Annotated in this window: 22 protein-coding genes and 1 pseudogene; 12 read left to right on the forward strand and 11 right to left on the reverse strand. The window is 59.8% G+C overall.

The genetic code is table 11. The features are described 5' to 3' along the window. Nucleotides 1-83: 83 nt before the first annotated feature. The 5 genes from K6N12_RS26215 to K6N12_RS26235 form a co-directional block, all read right to left on the reverse strand. Nucleotides 84-719, reverse strand: coding sequence for a cysteine hydrolase family protein (locus K6N12_RS26215; RefSeq protein WP_131711447.1), 636 nt, complete (start codon nucleotides 717-719; stop codon nucleotides 84-86). Between the two features lie 15 nt (nucleotides 720-734). After that, nucleotides 735-1283 (reverse strand): hypothetical protein, encoded by a 549-nt coding sequence (locus K6N12_RS26220; protein ID WP_131711448.1) that lies wholly within the window; start codon nucleotides 1281-1283, stop codon nucleotides 735-737. An 85-nt stretch (nucleotides 1284-1368) separates the two neighbouring features. Beyond that, nucleotides 1369-2358: an enoyl-CoA hydratase/isomerase family protein gene (locus K6N12_RS26225; RefSeq protein WP_222149010.1), complete on the reverse strand. Its 990-nt coding sequence runs from the start codon at nucleotides 2356-2358 to the stop codon at nucleotides 1369-1371. Then, nucleotides 2355-2861, reverse strand: coding sequence for a RidA family protein (locus K6N12_RS26230; RefSeq protein WP_131711449.1), 507 nt, complete (start codon nucleotides 2859-2861; stop codon nucleotides 2355-2357). Before K6N12_RS26230 ends, K6N12_RS26225 begins: the two co-directional genes overlap by 4 nt. Continuing rightward, nucleotides 2855-3580: an SDR family NAD(P)-dependent oxidoreductase gene (locus K6N12_RS26235; protein WP_131711450.1), complete on the reverse strand. Its 726-nt coding sequence runs from the start codon at nucleotides 3578-3580 to the stop codon at nucleotides 2855-2857. The genes K6N12_RS26230 and K6N12_RS26235 overlap by 7 nt, the downstream gene beginning before the upstream one ends. A 288-nt stretch (nucleotides 3581-3868) precedes the next feature. Here K6N12_RS26235 and K6N12_RS26240 point away from each other — a divergent pair, with 288 nt between their 5' ends. The 3 genes from K6N12_RS26240 (at nucleotide 3869) to K6N12_RS26250 (ending at nucleotide 6988) form a co-directional block, all read left to right on the forward strand. After that, entirely contained in the window at nucleotides 3869-4954 is a 1086-nt protein-coding gene (locus K6N12_RS26240) for an NAD(P)H-dependent flavin oxidoreductase (RefSeq protein WP_131711451.1), read from the forward strand. Nucleotides 4955-5127: 173 nt separating this feature from the next. Next, nucleotides 5128-6327 carry a YbfB/YjiJ family MFS transporter gene (locus K6N12_RS26245; protein ID WP_343228886.1) on the forward strand — a complete coding sequence of 400 codons (1200 nt, stop codon included), beginning with the start codon at nucleotides 5128-5130 and terminating at the stop codon, nucleotides 6325-6327. A 199-nt stretch (nucleotides 6328-6526) separates the two neighbouring features. Then, nucleotides 6527-6988, forward strand: coding sequence for a YybH family protein (locus tag K6N12_RS26250; protein WP_131711453.1), 462 nt, complete (start codon nucleotides 6527-6529; stop codon nucleotides 6986-6988). A 48-nt stretch (nucleotides 6989-7036) separates the two neighbouring features. Here K6N12_RS26250 and K6N12_RS26255 read toward each other — a convergent pair whose 3' ends face one another. The 3 genes from K6N12_RS26255 to K6N12_RS34285 all read right to left on the reverse strand — a co-directional run bounded on the left by K6N12_RS26255 (nucleotide 7037) and on the right by K6N12_RS34285 (nucleotide 9747). Next, complete coding sequence (locus K6N12_RS26255; RefSeq protein WP_222149011.1) at nucleotides 7037-8074, reverse strand: LLM class flavin-dependent oxidoreductase; 1038 nt, start codon at nucleotides 8072-8074, stop codon at nucleotides 7037-7039. Nucleotides 8075-8237: 163 nt separating this feature from the next. Then, nucleotides 8238-9275, reverse strand: a complete 1038-nt coding sequence (locus K6N12_RS26260) for an alpha/beta fold hydrolase (RefSeq protein ID WP_131711455.1) — start codon at nucleotides 9273-9275, stop codon at nucleotides 8238-8240. A 145-nt stretch (nucleotides 9276-9420) separates the two neighbouring features. Then, nucleotides 9421-9747, reverse strand: coding sequence for a response regulator transcription factor (locus tag K6N12_RS34285; RefSeq protein WP_239620668.1), 327 nt, complete (start codon nucleotides 9745-9747; stop codon nucleotides 9421-9423). Nucleotides 9748-10013: 266 nt separating this feature from the next. On the opposite strand from K6N12_RS34285, the gene K6N12_RS35025 reads away from it, so the two are divergent. The 7 genes from K6N12_RS35025 to K6N12_RS26300 all read left to right on the forward strand — a co-directional run bounded on the left by K6N12_RS35025 (nucleotide 10014) and on the right by K6N12_RS26300 (nucleotide 14473). Beyond that, nucleotides 10014-10190 carry an H-X9-DG-CTERM domain-containing protein gene (locus K6N12_RS35025; RefSeq protein ID WP_425517728.1) on the forward strand — a complete coding sequence of 59 codons (177 nt, stop codon included), beginning with the start codon at nucleotides 10014-10016 and terminating at the stop codon, nucleotides 10188-10190. Between the two features lie 401 nt (nucleotides 10191-10591). Further along, on the forward strand, nucleotides 10592-11074 hold the full coding sequence (locus tag K6N12_RS26275; protein WP_246645623.1) for a VOC family protein: 483 nt from the start codon (nucleotides 10592-10594) through the stop codon (nucleotides 11072-11074). 173 nt (nucleotides 11075-11247) lie between these two features. Next, the gene (locus K6N12_RS26280) at nucleotides 11248-11961 is read left to right on the forward strand and encodes an SDR family NAD(P)-dependent oxidoreductase (protein ID WP_131711457.1); all 714 of its coding nucleotides are present in this window, start codon (nucleotides 11248-11250) and stop codon (nucleotides 11959-11961) included. A gap of 68 nt (nucleotides 11962-12029) precedes the next feature. After that, complete coding sequence (locus K6N12_RS26285; protein ID WP_222135057.1) at nucleotides 12030-12662, forward strand: DsbA family protein; 633 nt, start codon at nucleotides 12030-12032, stop codon at nucleotides 12660-12662. A 36-nt stretch (nucleotides 12663-12698) separates the two neighbouring features. Continuing rightward, entirely contained in the window at nucleotides 12699-12935 is a 237-nt protein-coding gene (locus K6N12_RS26290; protein ID WP_131711459.1) for a tautomerase family protein, read from the forward strand. Nucleotides 12936-13233: 298 nt separating this feature from the next. Then, complete coding sequence (locus tag K6N12_RS26295; RefSeq protein ID WP_131711460.1) at nucleotides 13234-13626, forward strand: tautomerase family protein; 393 nt, start codon at nucleotides 13234-13236, stop codon at nucleotides 13624-13626. 145 nt (nucleotides 13627-13771) lie between these two features. Next, a complete protein-coding gene (locus K6N12_RS26300; RefSeq protein WP_131711461.1) occupies nucleotides 13772-14473 on the forward strand; it encodes a type 1 glutamine amidotransferase domain-containing protein in 702 nt (233 codons plus the stop codon). Nucleotides 14474-14674: 201 nt separating this feature from the next. Here K6N12_RS26300 and K6N12_RS26305 read toward each other — a convergent pair. The 3 genes and pseudogenes from K6N12_RS26305 to tnpA form a co-directional block, all read right to left on the reverse strand. Beyond that, nucleotides 14675-15105, reverse strand: a pseudogene (locus K6N12_RS26305) (transposase domain-containing protein); the annotation flags it as partial. Nucleotides 15106-15158: 53 nt separating this feature from the next. Then, complete coding sequence (tnpB, locus tag K6N12_RS26310) at nucleotides 15159-15512, reverse strand: IS66 family insertion sequence element accessory protein TnpB (protein WP_131711462.1); 354 nt, start codon at nucleotides 15510-15512, stop codon at nucleotides 15159-15161. Continuing rightward, nucleotides 15493-15933, reverse strand: coding sequence for an IS66-like element accessory protein TnpA (gene tnpA / locus K6N12_RS26315; RefSeq protein ID WP_131711463.1), 441 nt, complete (start codon nucleotides 15931-15933; stop codon nucleotides 15493-15495). The genes tnpB and tnpA overlap by 20 nt, the downstream gene beginning before the upstream one ends. 94 nt (nucleotides 15934-16027) lie before the next feature. On the opposite strand from tnpA, the gene K6N12_RS26320 reads away from it, so the two are divergent. Together K6N12_RS26320 and K6N12_RS26325 are read left to right on the forward strand one after the other, a co-directional pair. Next, a complete protein-coding gene (locus tag K6N12_RS26320) occupies nucleotides 16028-16732 on the forward strand; it encodes a substrate-binding domain-containing protein (protein ID WP_245500056.1) in 705 nt (234 codons plus the stop codon). Nucleotides 16733-17388: 656 nt separating this feature from the next. Further along, a complete protein-coding gene (locus tag K6N12_RS26325; RefSeq protein ID WP_425517726.1) occupies nucleotides 17389-18726 on the forward strand; it encodes an epoxide hydrolase family protein in 1338 nt (445 codons plus the stop codon). The last annotated feature ends 195 nt before the right edge of the window (nucleotides 18727-18921 follow it).

Below are 18921 nucleotides of genomic sequence, written 5' to 3' on the forward strand. Positions count from 1 at the left end.
TGCAAATAGTATTACTTTTCAAATGGAGCTGCATCCGGCAAGCTTGATGCCTCCCGAATGCAAGTAGCCCGTAAAATGGCTGCCTACGCCACCTGGGTGAGGGCGATCGCCGCCACGGTTTCCTTGGTGTCGATGATGGCGCTGGCATAGCTGGGCAGATTGACCTCCAGTGCCGCATGCATCATTTCCGGCGAATAGTCGGCGACCGCATCCTTAACGACGGTCACGTCGTAGCCAAGTTCGGCGGCGTACCGGACGGTTGCTTCGATGCAGGTGTGGGCCACCAATCCGATCACGATGACACGCTGGATGCCATGCCGCTTCAGCTCGAGATCGAGATCGGTGTTGGCAAAGCCGCTCGAGCACCAATGCTCCGATGCGACGACCTCGCCGGCCACGGGCACGAACTCGGCTCTAAACTCACCGCCCCACGTGCCGAACTCGAAGCTCTTGCGGTGCCAGGCCGCACGCTGGATCGGCGCCACATACTTCCAGTTCTCGTAGTCTCCGACCCGATAGCGATGATGCATCGCGAAAAAGACCCGGAGCTTGGCTTCGCGGGCGGCGGTTAGCACTTCGAGCATGTGCGGCACGCAGTTGTTTGCCTCGGCGACCTCCTTGATCCGGGGCCAAATCTTGCCGCCCTCCGAGATGAAGTCGTTGTAGGGGTCGACCACCAGCAGGCCAGTGTTGTCCCGATCAAAGGAAAGTTCTGTCATGATGTTTTCCTTCGGCTAAGCCGCTTTCGTGGCCGAGTTCTTCAGGGCCGCGCGCTCAATGCTCGCCGCAAACAGCGGCGTCTCGCCCTTGTTGTGAGCAATCGACATCGGCTGTCGCTGCGTGCGGAAGAGTTCGAACGGGATGCCCTGGCGATCAAGGAAGGCCATCATCTCGTCGGTCGCATAGGATTGGACGCGGTTGGTGAATTCGCAGCGGTTCGCATCGAGCTTCTTCACACTCAGTTCCCAGGTGACGTGGATGGTGACCCGGCCGTTCGGCGTAAAGACGTCGGAATCGGAGTCGAGGATGAGATGATCCTTTTCGCCGATTGTTTCGTGGTAATGCTGGACCATCAGACTGCCGCCGATTGTCTCGACATTTATCGACATCCGCGTGCCGTCGTCCGCTGTCGTGAAGCCCGCTGCGATGTGGGCAGGCGAGCATCCCTGGTATTCCTTTTCGGGCAGGTTAAAACACCATGTCGGAATATCGATCTTCTCGATCGGGGCGTTGATGATGGCCGAAAAGCTGGAATCGACGATCTGGTTTTCAAGGCTGTGCATGAGACTTCTCCTTTGTCGTTGAGTGCGTTGAAGGATGTTGATGCCCGCGCGACCTGCCGAGTCCTTGCGCGGGCACCGCCTCGGCCTACTCGTCGGCCAGAGTTTGCGTGTAGTGTCCGAGCCTGGCCTCGATGTCCGGGTCCTTCTGCAGGCCCATGTCCATCAGGCGTCCGATGTTCTTCTGCGCCGCCGGACGCTGGACCGACGTAATGAACGCGTCCCAGCCTGCGGCGATCTCTGGGTCGCTCGGAAGGCTCGCGAAGTCGACCAGGCGTTTGGTGTCGGCGATCGCCTGGCGGTCGAAGCCAGAGATCCGGGTGGCGAGAGCGTCCACGAACGGATCGAGCTTGTCGTCGTCGAAGGCGCGATTAACGTATCCGTACCTCTCAGCGAGATCGCCATTGATGTCGTCGGAGCCAAGCAGGACCTCCAGCGCTCGACCGCGCCCCATCAGCCGCGGCAGCCTTGCCATCGGGCCGCCGCCGGGGACGAGTGCCGCGCCGACCTCCCACTGAGAGAGAATTGCTTTCTGACGGCTCGCGAAGCGCATGTCGCTGGCGAGAGCAAGCTCGCTTCCGACCCCCGTCGCGCGGCCGCGGATCAGCGCGATCGAGACGACTGGCGACTTGCTGATACGGACCAGCATGTCGGGCAGGGGGTGCAAACCGGTCGGGCCAGAAGGGAGCCTGGTGGATTCGGCGAGAGGCGGCGTAAAGTTGTAGTGGGTGAGGAAGAACCCCGGCACAGCGCTGTCGAAGACGACGACTCGAAGATTAGGATCGCTCTCGATTTCGGCCACCACTTTCTCCATCTGAGGGATCGTCTCCGGTCCGAAGATGTTGAAGGGCGGGTTGTCGAAGGTGACGCGCCAGTAGGCGGGCGTCCGCTTGTCCACCTTGATCTGTGCATGTTCCCGACCTGGGTCGGCCTTGACCTCTGCAGCACGATCCACTTTCTCGGCGACCTTCGTCTGACCGGAAAGGGCGAGCGCTGGAAGCAGCAGTAGCGCCGCAGCGGTAAGGGCTTTCGACGACATCGCGATGGCGCTTGTCCTGGTTGGTTGTCTGAACTTCATACTTGGCTCCGTTCTTGAGTTTGTGAGGCGAACGCTGGCCCGATCTCGAAGACCAGTTCGACCTCGACGGGCATTCCAAGCGGTATGCTGGAAACGCCGAGGACGACACGGGGAGGGAGCCGGGCGGGACCGAATACGTCGAGCAACAGCTCTGACGCTCCATCGGCGACTTTGGGGTGTTCATGGAAATCGGCGGGGCAGGCGATGTAAACTCCCAGCTTGGCGACCGATCGGATCCTGTCCAGCGTTCCTAGCTGCGACAGCGCGGCGGCTAGACCACTAAGGCAGGCCGCTCGCGCCGCGTCGTAGCCTTCGGCGACGGACAGCTCGCGGCCGACGAGGCCCGTATAGAGTGGCAAATGTCCGGCGACCGGTAGCATGCCGCTTAGGAAAAGCAGCGAGCCGCTTTGGAACGCTTCGACATACGCGCCGAATGGCGTGGGCGCCTTCGGGAGGCTTATCGCCAGTTCCTTGATGCGCGCCTCAGCGCTCGCGACTACCATTTGCCCAGATGTGCGCCGTTGTCGACGTGCAGCACCTCCCCGGTGATGTTGGAGGATTCCGTCAGATAGACAACGCCGTCGACGATCTCCTGAACCGCCGTGATAGTCCCCATCGGCGACAAGGATTCGAGGAAGGACCGCGGGTTTTTCGCATGGAGAGGAGTGTCGACCACCCCCGGAGACAGGGCGTTGACGCGGATGTTGTCCTTGGCGAACTCCAGCGCCAGGCTCTTCGTGACGGCGTTGAGGCCGCCCTTGGTAGCCATAGGAAGTGACGCGGTCACGCCGGCAATCGGATGGTCCGTCAGCGACGACGTGATCGTCACGACGCTCCCGCCGGACTTCTGGCGCAGCATTTGTCCGATCGCGCGCTGCGTGAAATGGAGGAATCCCTCGACGTTCGTCGCGCACAGGCGCCGGAAATCGTCAATAGTGTATTCGAGGAACGGTTTGGTGAAGAACACTCCGGCATTGTTCACGAGTGCGTCGATCGAGCCGAACTGCTCAATCGCCGCCGCCGCCGCCCGCTCGGCGGTTTTGGGATCCGCGACGTCGCCGCTGATCAGTTCCAGTCGCCCCGCACGGTCGAAAAGCGTGCTCTCGCTGATGTTCCGAGAGGTTCCGACGACGTTCCAGCCCTTGTCCAGGAACCTCTTGACGAGTCCGGCTCCAATCCCTTGCGACGCGCCTGTGATGATAACAGTCTTATGCACGCTCATGCCTGCCTCCGTTGTGGCGACGCGGGTACCCTTCGTCCGCCAGGTGGCGGTCGGTCGCTTTGTTCCTCGTGTGATGCGTTGATCCAGCGATCGGCCGGGAGCTTCCCGGCGGTCGCGCCGTCGTCCGCTCTGCCACGACAATCGCGCCGAAAATCGGGACCCGATATTGTACCAAGGTGTTCCCGATACCTTCGGATTGGGTCGCTCTTCAGGACATCAAGGTCCAATAGACGCGGGTCGTGGCCGAAGGTATCAGCGTTGCAACGTCACGCATGACAAGGAGTCCACATGACCCGCTGGCCGGATCGCCGAATTCTCGACCTGTTTGGAATCGAGCTTCCCATCATCCAGGCGCCGATGGCCGGAGCCACGACGGTCGAAATGGTCGTCGCCGCAGCCAAGGCCGGCGGTCTGGGGTCTCTGCCAAGCGCTCAGTTAAACGTCGAGGGGCTGCGTCAGGCCCTCCATGAGATCCGCGGCGCTACCCACGCGCCTGTGAACGTGAACTTCTTTTCACATGTAACCCCCGCCGAAGATCTGGCAGCGCAGATGCGATGGAGAGCTCTGCTCGCGCCCTACTTCGTAGACGAAGGAATTGACCCCGCCGCGCCGATCGCCGCGGCGGGCCGTGCACCATTCGACTCTTCGTTTTGCGAGGTGGTCGAGGAGTTGAAACCGCAGATCGTGAGCTTTCATTTCGGGCTGCCCGAAAAGTCACTCGTCGAGCGTGTGAAGGCGACAGGCGCGAAGATCATATCATCTGCCACGACCGTGGCCGAGGCCGTCTGGCTCGAAAAATACGGCGTCGACGCAGTCATCGCCATGGGTTTCGAAGCCGGCGGACATCGCGGGAATTTTTTGAGCCAGGACATGACGACACAGGTTGGAATCTTGGCGCTCCTGCCCCAGGTGGTCGACGCGGTGCGGGTGCCGGTCATCGCCGCCGGCGGGATCGCCGACGGGAGAGGTGTCGCCGCCGCCCTGATGCTCGGAGCTTCCGCCGTCCAGGTCGGGACAGCCTATCTGTTCTGCCCTGAGGCGAGAATTCCCGCAGTTCAGGCAGAGGCGCTGGCTTCGGCCCGAGACGACAGCACCGCGATAACGAACGTTTTTACCGGCCGTCCAGCGAGAGGCATCGTAAACCGTCTGATGCGCGATCTAGGTCCAATCTCAGATGCCGTGCCTGCATTTCCAACTGCTGGAGGAGCTCTCGTTCCCATCAGAGCAAAAGCCGAGGCGGAGTCGAGGAACGATTTCACGAACCTCTGGTCGGGGCAGGCCTCCCGTCTTGCTATAAAAGTTGGTGCCGAGGAATTGACGCGAAAGCTCTACCAGTCCGCATTGGACGTTATCGCACGCCGCAGTCCTACCTGACGGCATCCCGCAGATCCTTCCGGATCCCGGCAGACAGCCTGCCGCAGACTGACGGTTCACCCAGACCTCGACCAATCTACCTGAAGGGGAGCAGCCGTCGCGCGAATTCGTGGCGACATATCTCCAATCGAACAAAGGACAGCGTCATGTCTAAACACAGCCCCAGCCCATATGTGGTCGTGCTCGCTGGATCGGCGTCCCTCGCCATCGCCATGGGCGTCGGTCGGTTCGCATTCACTCCAATTCTGCCGATGATGCTACACGACGGCGTCCTTGATCTTTCGCGAGCCGGAAGACTCGCGACTGCCAACTACGTCGGCTACCTGGTCGGTGCATTGGCGGCGATGGCAGTACCCAAGAGGTGGGACCATACCTTCGTCATACGCCTGACACTGGTGGCCACGGTTCTGCTTACGGCTCTGATGCTTGCGCCCTATGCCGAGGCCTGGGTCGCTCTTCGGTTCTTGGCGGGCGTCGCTTCGGCGATCGGATTGGTCTTCACCTCCGGTTGGTGTCTCGCCCAGCTTTCGGGAACTGGCAGCTCGATCGGAAGCGCCATATTCACGGGACCCGGTGCAGGCATCGCCGTGTCCGGGCTGGCCGCCAGCGGGATGAGCATTCTCGGGCTGTCCGGCCACACCGCCTGGCTGATATTCGCCGCGATCTCCGCCACGATCAGCGGGATCATCTGGAAGACCTTTAGCGAGAGCGCGAAGCCATCCGACGCCTATTCGGTGGGGGCGCCGACGCGCGCCTCCGGCAAGGTGCCGAAATCGGAAATGCCTCTTTTTGCGATCGCATACGGGCTGGCCGGCTTCGGCTACATCGTCACGGCGACCTATCTTCCGGTGATCGCGAAGAACAGCATTCCTGGTTCACCCTTGCTCACCGTCTTCTGGCCGCTTTTCGGGGTCGCGGCAGTCGTGGGATCGCTGCTGGCGGCGCGCGTTCCGCATAGCGCCGACGTGCGGCTCCATCTGATTGCCGCATACCTCGTGCAGGCGGTCGGGGTGGGGCTGTCGGTTATCTGGCAGGACGCTTTCGGTCTTGCCCTCAGCAGCGTTCTCGTAGGGCTGCCGTTCACTGCGATCAGCTTCTTCGCCATGAACGAAGTTAGGCGGATCAGATCGAGCCACCACGCGCGTTACATGGGACTGCTGACGGCGGTGTTCGCGATCGGACAGATCATGGGGCCGCCTGCCGTAGGAGTGATCATGAGGCATGTGGTGAATGTAGACGTCGGGTTCGATCTCGCGCTTGCCGTCGCCAGCATCGCGCTCGTAGTCGGCGCCGCGATCTATGTTGCGATGATCCTGCTGTTTCCAAGCGAGCGGAATGCGAGGACTGTAGGGCGCTCGGTCCGTCCCACTTGAAAGTCACGCGCTTCTATCTTCTCCGGCGCGATCGTCGCGTATCTCCAAATTTATGCTCGACACCATCGTACAATTGAAGGGTTGGTATCGATTGCGCATGCTGCCCTGATCAAGAGATAAGACCAAGTTCGCCGGTACGAGGAGAGCTACATGTATTCCAAGTGCGTCAGGCACCTTCGAGGAAGTACGGAGAAAATTGATGGACCGGCATCTCACAGAAGTTAACGGTGGCGAGACGGCGCATAACGATGGATGCGCCTTGGATGCTCTGATACGATTCTATCGGGCCTTCAACGCTGGCGATCTCAAGGGGCTGAAACAGGTCTGGCTCGACGGCCCGGATCCCAGCATGGACAACCCGATCGGCGGCATCCGCCGCGGTTGGGACCAGATCGCCGACGGGTATTCAACGCTCTTCAAGGGAAAAACGAAGGTCCAAGTTACTTTCCACGACTTCACGAGCCAGGGCGGCGACGAGTGGCATCTGTTCGTCGGCCGCGAACGCGGAGTATGTCAGACGGCGACAGAGACGCTTGATGTCGCCTTCCGGACGACCCGGTGGTTTGTACGCAAGGACGGCGGTTGGCGACAGCTTCACCATCATGGTTCCGTCGAGGATCCGCAGATGCTGGCTGCCTATCAGAAACTGATCTTCGGCTGAAGAGATGGGGCGCCGGCATACGTCGGCGCTCTTCGCGACGCGCACCCGCTAGTCGCGACGCTGTCCCCGTACCAAAGGCGCGACGTCGGTTCCCAGCAGCTCGATCGAACGACGCATCGATTCCGCGTCGAGCGCGGCCGTGCTCATCTGAAAGGTGATGCGAGAAATTCCTCTCAACGTTTTGTTAACATGGGATATCTTGGCAGCCACCGTCTGCGGGCTGCCGACGAGGAACGCGCCACCCGGCCCGCACATATGCTCGAACTGAGCCTGCGTCGGCGGCGGCCAGCCGCGCTCTCTTCCGGCGTCCGTGAACATTTGGAACCAGCCGGGGAAAAACGCTTTCTTTGCGGCCTCGTCGGTCTCTCCGACAAAGCCAAGAGCGTGGACGCCTAACCGATGGTTTTCAGCGGGATGCCCGGCGACGAGCCATGCTCGACGATAGAGCTCGACCAGGGGCAGAAAGCGCTCGAAGCTCCCTCCGATGATGGCCACCATCAGCGGGAGACCGAGAGTTCCTGCGCGGACGAAGGATTCGGGCGTGCCGCCAACGCCAAGCCAGATTGGCAATTTGTGCTGATGCGGACGAGGGAAGACACCCTCGCCATTGATCGCAGGACGAAACCGGCCCTGCCACTTGACGTTGGGCTGCTCCCTGATCTTGAGCAGTAAGTCCAGCTTTTCCGCAAACAGCGCATCGTATTCCCTCAGGTCGAAGCCGAACAGGGGATAGGCCTCCACGGAAGAGCCACGACCGACCACGATCTCCGCTCGTCCACGGGATATCAGGTCCAGCGTTGCGAACTCCTGGAAAAGCCGGACGGGATCGGAGGCGCTAAGGACGGCGACGGCGCTCGTCAGCCTTATCGACTTGGTGCGCGCCGCTGCTGCGGCAAGTATCACGGCGGGCGCGGAATCAAGCGCGTTTTCCCTGTGGTGTTCGCCCATTCCGAAGACGTCCAGACCGACCTGGTCCGCCAGCTCCACCTCGGAAAGTACGCTCTCCATGCGATCGACGGCCGACTGCAGGCGACCCGTGTCAGGGTCGGGCAGGAGCATCGCAAAACTATCGATACCGATTTCCAAAGTTGAATCCTTTCAAGGAGCTCGCACCCGGAGCCACGGCGTTCTGACGCCTTCCCGGCGGAAGCGCTTCCCATCTCACGACTAGGCGATGCCTCGCCAGTGTGGTTTTTCGCATGGAGATCATCGATTTTTTCGATAATTGAGCGTGTCGGGACCCGGTTGCTCACGCCCAGGAATCGACATCTCTTACCGCCTTGGCGAACGCCTCGGGCGCCTCCTGCGGCAAATTGTGGCCGATCCCGCCCACTGAGAGACGGTGTTCGTATCTCGCCTTGAACTTTGCGGCGTAGGCGTTGGGATCCGGATGAGGCGCTCCGTTGGCGTCGCCCTCCATCGTGATCGTCGGCACATGGATCTCGGGACCGGCTGCAAGCCTGGTTTCGAATTCGTCGAAGCGTTTTTCACCTTCCGTCAGGCCCAGCCGCCAGCGGTAGTTATGAATGACGATCGAGACGTGATCGGGATTGGCAAATGCTTCTGCACTCCGATCGAAGGTCGCGTCGTCGAACTTCCACTGCGGCGAGGCGAGGCGCCAGATCAGCTTGGCGAAGTCGTTCGTATATTTTTCATAGCCGTCGCGACCGCGGTCCGTGGCGAAGTAGAACTGATACCACCACTGAACCTCCGCGGCTGGGGGCAGGGGCGCCCTTCCAGCAGCTTGGTTCCCTATGAGATAGCCGCTGACGGATACCAAACCCCTGCATCGTTCTGGCCAGAGCGCTGCGACGATGTCGGCGGTCCGCGCACCCCAGTCGAACCCGGCGATCGTCGCCTTTTCAATCTTCAAGGCGTCCATCAGCTTGATGGCGTCGACAGCAAGCGCCGACTGTTGGCCGTTCCGCATAGTGTCATCGGACAGGAACCTAGTGCTGCCGTATCCGCGCAGATGTGGCACGATCACACGATGACCACGCTCCGCGAGCAAAGGCGCCACCTCGGCGAAGGCGTTGATATCGTAGGGCCAGCCATGGAACAGCATAACGGGTGAGCCGTCTTCAGGACCGAGCTGGGCGTATCCGACATTCAGGTCTCCGGCGTCGGTACGCTTGTCGGCAACCAGGCCCACACCCTCGTGCCGTACCGGCCTTTTGCTTTGCTCGGCACCTTCGACGCGCCCTGCGAGGAATCCTGCGGCCGTCAGCCCGAGTGCCACTCCGCCAAAGGAGCGGCGTGTCCAGGTCGCATTATTTGAGTTGCTCATGGCTGTGTCTCCAAAGATCGCTTGTTGAGCCTACCGCACGACTGGCCCTGCGAGTCCATTTCAGACAGGCGATAGAAATGCGCTACTGTCCAATGGTGTTGGGTCAGCTACGGGAGTGCACAAACATGTAGGCGCGGGCGGCGCCTCAGAACGCCGGCAGTTCGTTCGGGGCGGAGCCTGACGCGGGGCCGAGTCTTGCGGCTATATACAAAAGGTCGGGAAGTGTTCTGGCGTTCATCTTCCGCATGAGCCGGCCACGATGAGCCTTGACGGTGATCTCGCTAATATTCAACTTGAACGCCACCTGCTTGTTCAGCAAGCCTTCTACCACGAACTTCATCACTTGACGTTCTCGCGGTGTCAGCGTCAGAAAATTGGCCTCCAAACGGTTCGCCTCGTTGAACGCAAGGATAGATGTGTTGACTTCTTCTGCAGCCACCGCGGGATCGTCCTGCTTGGGGAGGAAGCTCACCCGAAATCTCGTTGTGACAACAGAGGTGGCCGGACTGTTACGAGGGGTGACAACGATGATTGGGCAGTGCACGGCGTAAGAGCAAATCAATCGCGCTAGATCTCAGACCGGCAGATCGGCCATACTGGCGTCAACGAGGATAGAGTTGAAGCGTCCAGATTGGGCGCCGCTTAGCAAGTCGTGCGCTGAGGTGAACCGTTGTAGTCGCCGGCCCATACCCGAAATATGTAGATGCAAATTGGGATCGAATTCGGTGCCGTTATTCAATACGGCGACCAAAGCGCTGTGGCGGCGTCCGAGCTCATCGGCCGTCAGGCTGCAATTTCTCATATTGTGACGGTCATGTCGGCCGATCGGATTGTAACCCTTACGGGACCCGGTGGGATCGGGAAAACCGTACTCGCGTCCGAAGTTGCCCGCCGCCTGCAACCAACGATCGATAGGCCGAGGTGTCTGCCTCGTTCGTGCAGTTCTCCTGCGGTGCTGAGTGGAGGCTCGGACGGTTCGGCTATTATTTTCGTATTTGAAATTTGTCTCGCCTGTTCTTGCGGTGCGGCGTGGGTCTCGTCGCAGCCCTTTGGCGCTAAGCGAGGAGGCTTATGATAAATCCCTCGGCTCAACGGGGCTACGGTACGATGGTGTCGTACATCCAACCCACGGCGTTCTGGCCGCTTCCAAGCGTCGATACCTAAGTGCAAGGGCAGGCGTGGTGCGAGTTCATAAGCTTGGGACGCGTGTCGCCACTTTTAGGATCCGTCGGCGACCATCTCAAAGGAGCACTGATGTGGATAGCGAACTGAGACCATCCAGCAAGGAAGCCCCGCAGTCCCTCTCGGGAGTTGCGATGACACTCGAGCTTGCGGTGATCGCCGTCGCCGACGTCGACCGAAGCAAACTTTTTTATGCAGCTCTCGGATGGCGTTTCGATATTGATTTTCAAGGCGACGACTACCGCATCGTGCAGTTCACTCCGCCTGGATCTGGATGCTCCGTGATATTCGGGCAGAATATAATTACGGCCCCCTCTGGTTCATCGCGGGGATTGCACCTGGTCGTTTCGGATCTGCCGGCAGCACCGAGCGATCTCCTATCTCAAGGCGTCGAAACGAGCGAGCCATTTCATGACGTCGGCGGAATTTTCCATCATTCCAACGGCGTGGGCATCACGGCTGGACTGAATTCGGAGCGGAAAAGCTACCCATCGTATTTCATTTTTCATGACCCGGATGGAAACGAGTGGACTGTTCAGGAGATCACGACCCGCCTTCCTGGGCGCAAGGGAGATACCGCATTTACGAAGGAGCTAACTAAGGCGGTGTGGGGATAGCGAGCTGGTCCACGGGCCGCCGACGAGCGCGCTAACAATTATGCCGAAAAACGGTTCACTGACTGCCGCTGCCTGGCAATTCTCCCGATGGTCGACAGCATCTAAATCAATAGCACCGACGCCGAGGCGACGGGCGGCCCGACAAGGACCGATGCAATTGAAAGGATGATATCATGAGCAATCAGCAGATGGTCGCCGTCATCACCGGTGCATCGCAAGGCATTGGTGAAGGCCTGGTTCGAGCCTACCGCGCGCGGGACTACCACGTCGTCGCCACCTCGCGTTCAATCAAACAAGGGTCCGACGATGGCGTACATGCCGTGGCGGGCGACATCTCCAACTCCGAGACCGCAGAGCGCGTCGTCCGCGAGGCGATTGACCGTTTTGGTCGGATCGACACGTTGGTGAACAATGCCGGCGTCTTCACTGCCAAACCGTTCGTCGACTTCACTCAGGAAGATTATGATCTGAACTTCGGCGTGAACGTTTCGGGCTTCTTCCACATTACGCAGCGGGCTGCGAGGGAGATGCTCAAGCAGGGCTCCGGCCACATTGTCAGCATCACGACCAGCCTCGTAAACCAGCCGGTGTCGAGCGTCCCCACGGCCCTTGCTTCGCTCACGAAGGGCGGTCTTAACGCCGTGACGAAGGAACTGGCGATCGAGTTCGCCAAGACGGGCGTCCGGGTGAATGCCGTGTCTCCTGGCATCATCAAGACCCCGATGCATGCTCCAGAGACCCACGAATTCCTCTCCGCGCTGCATCCCGTCGGCCACATGGGCGAGATCAGCGACATTGTCGACGCGGTGATCTACCTCGAAGACGCAAGCTTCGTCACTGGAGAGATCCTCCATGTCGACGGTGGCCAGAACGCCGGCCGCTGGTAGGTCTCGAATATCACGCGGGCGCGTGGCGTGGATACGCTGCGTTCTGCATGCGAGTGAAAGGAAAGACAATGGAACTTGTACTAGCCGCCGATCCGATGTGCTCGTGGTGCTATGGATTCGGCAAACAGATGGGGCTGCTGCTCGAGCGGCGTCCGGACCTATCCCTGAAGATCCTCCTCGGTGGATTGCGCGCGGGCGCGACCGACGTTCTCGATGACGCGGGCAAACAGTTCAGACTGCACCACTGGGGCAAGGTCGAGGAAGCCAGCGGCGTACCGTTCAACCGAGAAGGCCTTCTTGCCAGACAGGGCTTCGTCTACGACACCGAACCCGTGTGCCGTGCGGTGGTGACCGCCCGCATACTTAAGCCGGAAGCCGATCTTCTGAGCGTCTTCCGGGCATTCCAGCATGCCTTCTACGTCGACGCGCTCGACACGACGGACGGAGCCACACTGGCTGAGACCGGTTCTCGCGCGCTCGCTGAACTAGGTCATCCCGTCAGCTCGGAGGAATTCCTGGCAGAATGGAATAAGCGTAGCACGATCGAAGAAGCCGCAACGGACTTCGCGACGGTGCGAGCAATGGGTGTTTCAAGCTTCCCGACCTTGTTCTTGAACAAGGCTGGAACTCTCAGCAAGGTCGGCGCTGGGTATGCGCATGTCGACGAACTTGAGAAGCACCTCGCTGCAATGGCCGCCTAGCAGATCGACGAAGTCATCGAACAAGGAGAATAGCAAATGCCCATAGTCACCGTGCAAGTAACCCGTGAGGGCACGACCCCAGATCGCGCGTCGGTGACTCCCGAGGAGAAAGCCGCAATCATCGCTGGCGTCAGCCAGGTCATGCTCCACGTCCTCAACAAGCCGCTCGAGTCGACTTACGTGGTGATCGAGGAAGTCGACTTGGACAACTGGGGCTGGGGCGGCCTTCCAACCGTCCAATACCGGAAGAGGAAGGCTGAAGGCAAAGCCTGACCTCACGCTATTCCAGAGGAAGAATATGCACGCCGCCGGTGATCACCGGCGGCGTGTGCGTTTTTCGCTGCCGGCCTGATCCAACTGGAAGCTCTCAGTTCGGCAAACAGGATGCGGAGCACCCTGTGAGCGAAGTGGGTTCATCCCAGCCAGCCGGCGTGCCTGGTGCTGCGGCAAGGATCCGCCATCGCTTCTCCGTCCCGTCGAGGCGTCGGAAATACCATCGTGCAATAGCCTTGGCCCCGGAGCAGGAGGACAGTTCTCAGCGACACTGTTTTCGGCAATTTTGGAGACACCAATGCCCCTCGTCAAAATCCATATCCTGAAAGGTCGTTCGCCACAGGAGGTCGACGTGTTGCTTGATACCATTCACGACGTCGTCGTGGAGACTTTCGGAGCTCCGCGGAGAGACAGATACCAGATCCTTCAAGAGCACGAGGCGTCGAATATTCGCGCGCTTGACACTGGGCTCGACATCACCCGGACCGAGAAGTTCCTACTGCTCGAAATAACCAGCCGCCCGAGGTCTCGAGATGCCAAGGTGGCCTTCTATTCAAGCCTCACGCGTGCGCTCCAGGCTCGCTGCGACGTGGCGCCATCTGACGTGATGGTCTCTCTGCATATCAACTCGGACGAGGACTGGTCGTTCGGCATGGGCAGCGCGCAGTTCCTGACAGGCGAGCTCTGGTAGGTACACACGTCTCGGTCTGGTGGGTCCACCAATACCAAGGTATCGGCGATACTAATGTGCACATGCAAATCCGGCTGATCCAAGACATGCTTCCAGTCGTGCAGCCGATCGGCTGCAAATTCAGAAAAGTGGAAGGAGCCTAAGCATGAAGATCCTCATGGTATTCACCTCGCACGACACACTCGGAAGTACTGGGCGCAAGACTGGTTTTTGGCTGGAGGAGGGCGCCGCACCGTACTACGTCTTCCGCGATGCAGGCGTCGACTTGACACTCGTGTCCCCCAAAGGCGGTCAACCTCCGATCGACCCGAAGAGCGATCTGCCGGAAAATCAGACGCCCGCCATGACGCGGTTCAAGGCCGACGAGGCCGCGCAGAAGGTTTTTGCGAGCACCAAGAAGCTGAGCGAAGTCCGTTCCGAAGATTTCGACGCCGTCTTTTATCCCGGTGGGCATGGTCCCATGTGGGATCTCGTGGACAACCCGGAGTCCATCAAGCTGATCGAGTCCTTTTACAACTCCGGCAAGCCGGTGGCGGCAGTCTGCCACGCGCCGGCGGTGCTTCATCGCGTCACCTATAGAGGCGCTCCGATCGTCAAGGGAAAGCGGGTGACAGGCTTTACCAATGGCGAGGAGGAGGAAGTGCAACTGACGAAGGTCGTTCCTTTCCTTGTTGAGGACGAGCTCAAACGTCTCGGCGGTCTCTATGAGAAGAAGGCGAACTGGGAGAGCTTCGCTATCATCGACGGCATGTTGATCACCGGGCAAAACCCGGCATCTTCCACTGCGGGAGCGCAGGCGCTCATCAAGCTTCTCACCACTGTGAAAACCGGCGCCGTCGTCGCCTAGGCGATAATCGGCGAGCGAAAAAGGGGACGCGAGATCTTGCTCCCGCGGCCTCCTTTTGGACGCGCGTCTTAAAGTAGAACAGCGATTCCGGTTACTGGAAAGATGACGGCTCACATTGCGCGAGACGCTCGCGCAACCTGTGATTTCTTTAAATTCAATCATTGTAGTCGGGCGCTATGGGTTTTGAACGCCGAGATCATTCACCCTGGCGTTCTCGGGAACCGCCTCGCCCATGCGATGCATTTGGCCGTGGCAGGACGGGCAGGCCTTCTGATCGTCGGGAAGGTCATATTCGACACGCTCGCGCGGCAAATCTTCCGGCAAAGGTCTGCGGCCGCGCTTCTATCCCGCCGCGCTCTCGACAGGCGGCAGGCCTGGGAAGATAGACGACGTCGCCGTCGTCACTGTCATCTTCACCCGCCGCCTCTTCGGCTTCGTTGAAGAGGCGATTGATGTGCTTTTCGCTACGTGGGGCAAAACGACGGAGCCTTGCGAGCACCAGTTCTTCTTCCAGCTTGACGACCCGCTGCGAGAGTGCTTCCTTCTCGGCTTTGAGCGCAGCGATTTCGGCGGCGTTGGCCGCCAACTGCGCCATCAGCTCTGCAACGCTTCGGTTCGCCGGTTCGATTCATCGTAGTTTTGAATCTGAACCGCCCCTTTGCGTCAACAGCTCAATTCGCCACCTTCAACCGGCGATCTGATACTGCCGCACGGGATGGCGGATCATCGCACCGATATCGATCCCGTCGAGAATCCAGTGCAGTTGCTCGGTCGTCAGCGTGACCACCAGCACCTCTCGGCGCGGCCATCGGAACTTGCCTTCAGTCAGCCGCCTCAGGATCAGCACAAAGCCCGAGCGATCGAAGAATAACAGCTTCACGCGGTCACGCCTGCGATTACAAAAGGCAAAAACTGCCGGGGCAAACGGATCGAGCGCCATCGTCTCCTGGACCAGAACCGCAAGGCTGTTGATGCCGGCTCTGAGGTCGATCGGTTCGCGATTCAGATAGACTTGAAGATCAGCGCCCAGCTTGAACATGACCCAAGGCTCCGATTACGGCCGTCAATGCGTCCAGATCGCCGCATTCCAGCGTCGTCAATCTCACACCATTCGGCAATGACGCGCTCATCTTCGCTGGAGGAGACAGCGGGCCGTTCCTCTCCACTTTTGGCGGCAGCTCTTCACGATCCGTCGCAAGCATCTCAATGTCAAACTTGCTGCTCGCGGAGGCGACCTGAACCGGAATAAAGACTGATGGCGAAGAAGGCGGCAATGGATGGGCCTGGGTGTGTTTCCTGATCCATTTCCAAACGAGGTTCGCGTTGATCCCGTGTAGGCGCGCAAGTTTTGATACCGATGCGCCAGGTTCAAGGCAGGCCGCAACAAGGCGATCTTTCGAACATTGATCGAAACGGCGTCTCCCATTCCGACCAACCAGCCGCACGGCAACTTTTGACATTCATCCATAACTTGGTGTCCACCTCTTTTAGGTGGACATCTCATGCCAAAGCTCACTCAATTACTGAAGGTGCGGAGAAAATCGCGCTTACGTTGTGGCGCCTGGACTCGCGACGCTGCCTGTTGCCGGGGTCATCTATGCGCGGCTGATCACGCAGCAGGTCACGCTTCCCCCGCACCTCACTGAATGGCCGACGGTCCTCTTGAATTGCTACGCTGTCGAAAAACCTCTGCCGAGCGTGGTGCCGGGAGACCTGTCGGCAGTGATGAATGCGACGCTGTCGCTGATCGATGCCGGCCACACCCGCATCGCCTATATCGGCGGCGAGGATTCGATCGAAGCCTCCCGCGAGCGGATCAAGGGCTATCGTCGGGCCCTGACCATGCGTGACATTCCCGTCGATAATCATTTGATCATCAAGGGGCGCTGGACCATTCAAGGCGGCTATGCCGCCTTCAAGCGGCTTCAGGTGCTCGATGACCGGCCGACTGCAATATGCTGCTTCTGCGACCGCATCGCCATGGGTGTGTACGAGGCAGCGAAGGAGGCCGGCCTACAGATCCCGCGAGATCTTTCCGTCATCGGTTTCGACAACGAATCCTATTCCGGCGACATGCTGCCGCCGCTCACCACCATGCAGCTGCCCCATGCCGACATGGCGCGCTATGCGGTCGAAAAGCTGGCCGAGATGATCGCGGCGCCGCGGATGCAGCATGACAATCACAAGGTCAAGCTGGAGTGCGACATGATCGTGCGCCAGTCGGTTGCCCCTCGGGTCGCTTTCAGAAAACAGTCTTAGGCTTGATAGGCGTTCCCAGCAAGGGACGCCTTGGTCGACAAGCACGGATGCTTGAGCCCTGATCGCTTCATTGCCGGTGCCGGTTGCTTCCCCGGCCGACTGATCCTCGTTTCGGTCCTCGGAAGCGCTGGACTGATGACAGCTCCGACTGCAGAGGCAAAGGCGCCTCCGACCAGCGGTTCATCGCGGAACGGGTGAGTATCAGGCAATTACGCTTGTTTGACTTCTCCGGACCGGAATCCAGCATTCGTCGATGCTCGATGATTTGATCTCTGGGCAGCGCCGAACCTGGATCTTTCAGCTTTGTTTCCCGGCAACAACAGGGGAATGCGCGCCGGGATTAGGCGCGATTTGCGCACGACAATCCGCTGATCTGGTTCGCCGTTTTCCATAGAATGATAAATTCCGAAATCGTTTAATGAGGTGATGCTCGTTTCAGCCGAGCTTCTTTGCAGCGCCTGCCGAAGGGCAGTGCCGGCGATGCCGGATATTTTCAACGGACGAGTAATGTCAGGATTTGTATCAACGAGTATCTGACGACTTCGACGGTACAATCCGTGACAAAAGAGATATCGCCACGAAACATATGTGATACTTCCGCCGCCTAGCACTCCCATTGCGAGTAGTTGCAGAACGACAGGCGAAGGAGAGTTTCAGTGACCAATATTGCCCAGTTTTCCAGGTCGAACCCGTTATTTGTACGCGCGGTCGCGATCGCGCTCGGATCGACCATGCTTATATCGACGGCTTGTGTTCAGTCCGCTGGCGCGGCAGAAACGAGCGCGCCGATCGCGCAGACCCAGCCAGCGTCGGACGAGAGTATTCGGCCGTTTCACGTTCGCGTCGCGCAGAGCCAGCTGGACGATCTCAAGAGACGGATCGCAGAAACGCGTTGGCCGGATAAGGAGACCGTTGGAGATATCTCTCAGGGCATCCAGCTCGCGCGCGTCCAGGAGCTAGTCCGTTACTGGGGGACCGACTATGATTGGCGCAAAGCCGAAGACCAGCTCAACGCCCTGCCGCAGTTCGTCACGACGATCGACGGGGTGGACATCCAGTTCATTCACGTCCGCTCCCGCCATCCGAACGCCCTGCCGGTCATCTTGACCCATGGCTGGCCAGGCTCGATGTTCGAGTTCATCAAGGCGATCGGCCCTCTCACCGACCCGACTGCCTATGGCGGCAAGCCGGAAGACGCCTTCGACGTGATCATTCCGTCGATCCCCGGCTACGGCTTCTCCGGCCGGCCGACGGATCAAGGCTGGGGGCCTGACCGCGTCGCCCGCGCCTGGGATGTCCTGGTGAAGCGGCTGGGCTACACCCACTACGTCTCGCAGGGCGGCGACCACGGCTCGGTGATCTCGGATGCTTTGGCAAGGCAGGCACCGACTGGTTTGCTGGCAATACATCTGAACATGCCGGCGACCGTGCCTGGCGAACTCATGCGGGGGATCAATAGCGGCGACGCGGCTCCTGCCGGACTGTCCCAGTCCGAAAAGGAAGCCTACCATTCCTTGAGCGTGTTCTTCGGCCGCAATGCCGCCTACGGCGCCATGATGGTCACCCGGCCCCAGACGATCGGCTATTCGCTTTCGGATTCGCCGTCCGGACTGGCGTCGTGGATCTATGAGAAGTTCGCGCAGTGGAGCGACAGTGACGGCGTTCCCGAACGCGTCTTGTCGAGGGATGAAATGCTGAATGACATCACGCTCTATTGGCTGACCAACACGGGCGCGTCATCATCCCGCTTCTATTGGGAAAATAACAACAACAACTTCAGCTCCGAAGCGCAGAAGACCAAGGACATAAAGATCCCGGTCGGAATCTCGGTCTTCCCGAAGGAAATTTACAAAGCGCCGGAGAGCTGGAGCCGCCAGGCCTATCCTTCCCTGGTTTACTACCACCAGGTTGAGCGAGGCGGGCATTTTGCCGCTTGGGAACAGCCGCAGCTCTTCGCCGAAGAATTGCGGGCGGCCTTCAAGCCGGTTCGTTAATTTCGGTTCAATCCCGCGGCCCGTCCATCGAGGGGCCGCGCCCTTGTCCGTTCATATTGTCGGGGCTTCGCGGATGGTTTCCACGACATAGGCATCGAGGGATGAGCCTCGCGGAGCGCGACGGCAAATGCGCCCGCGCGCCTATCCCAGTGTATTATGTCCGTCGTCCGCCTTCGGCACTAACTTTCTGGCGGT

Origin of the sequence: Rhizobium redzepovicii (assembly GCF_019793435.1) — a bacterium.
Classification (GTDB): domain Bacteria; phylum Pseudomonadota; class Alphaproteobacteria; order Rhizobiales; family Rhizobiaceae; genus Rhizobium; species Rhizobium redzepovicii.

Excerpts from the sequence above, each read along its gene's own strand:
- K6N12_RS26215 (WP_131711447.1), bottom strand. The coding sequence starts at position 719 with ATGACAGAACTTTCCTTTGATCGGGACAACACTGGCCTGCTGGTGGTC.
- K6N12_RS26220 (WP_131711448.1), bottom strand. The coding sequence starts at position 1,283 with ATGCACAGCCTTGAAAACCAGATCGTCGATTCCAGCTTTTCGGCCATC.
- K6N12_RS26225 (WP_222149010.1), bottom strand. The coding sequence starts at position 2,358 with ATGAAGTTCAGACAACCAACCAGGACAAGCGCCATCGCGATGTCGTCG.
- K6N12_RS26230 (WP_131711449.1), bottom strand. The coding sequence starts at position 2,861 with ATGGTAGTCGCGAGCGCTGAGGCGCGCATCAAGGAACTGGCGATAAGC.
- K6N12_RS26235 (WP_131711450.1), bottom strand. The coding sequence starts at position 3,580 with ATGAGCGTGCATAAGACTGTTATCATCACAGGCGCGTCGCAAGGGATT.
- K6N12_RS26240 (WP_131711451.1), top strand. The coding sequence starts at position 3,869 with ATGACCCGCTGGCCGGATCGCCGAATTCTCGACCTGTTTGGAATCGAG.
- K6N12_RS26250 (WP_131711453.1), top strand. The coding sequence starts at position 6,527 with ATGGACCGGCATCTCACAGAAGTTAACGGTGGCGAGACGGCGCATAAC.
- K6N12_RS26260 (WP_131711455.1), bottom strand. The coding sequence starts at position 9,275 with ATGAGCAACTCAAATAATGCGACCTGGACACGCCGCTCCTTTGGCGGA.
- K6N12_RS26275 (WP_246645623.1), top strand. The coding sequence starts at position 10,592 with ATGACACTCGAGCTTGCGGTGATCGCCGTCGCCGACGTCGACCGAAGC.
- K6N12_RS26280 (WP_131711457.1), top strand. The coding sequence starts at position 11,248 with ATGAGCAATCAGCAGATGGTCGCCGTCATCACCGGTGCATCGCAAGGC.
- K6N12_RS26285 (WP_222135057.1), top strand. The coding sequence starts at position 12,030 with ATGGAACTTGTACTAGCCGCCGATCCGATGTGCTCGTGGTGCTATGGA.
- K6N12_RS26290 (WP_131711459.1), top strand. The coding sequence starts at position 12,699 with ATGCCCATAGTCACCGTGCAAGTAACCCGTGAGGGCACGACCCCAGAT.
- K6N12_RS26295 (WP_131711460.1), top strand. The coding sequence starts at position 13,234 with ATGCCCCTCGTCAAAATCCATATCCTGAAAGGTCGTTCGCCACAGGAG.
- K6N12_RS26300 (WP_131711461.1), top strand. The coding sequence starts at position 13,772 with ATGAAGATCCTCATGGTATTCACCTCGCACGACACACTCGGAAGTACT.
- tnpB (WP_131711462.1), bottom strand. The coding sequence starts at position 15,512 with ATGTTCAAGCTGGGCGCTGATCTTCAAGTCTATCTGAATCGCGAACCG.
- tnpA (WP_131711463.1), bottom strand. The coding sequence starts at position 15,933 with ATGTCAAAAGTTGCCGTGCGGCTGGTTGGTCGGAATGGGAGACGCCGT.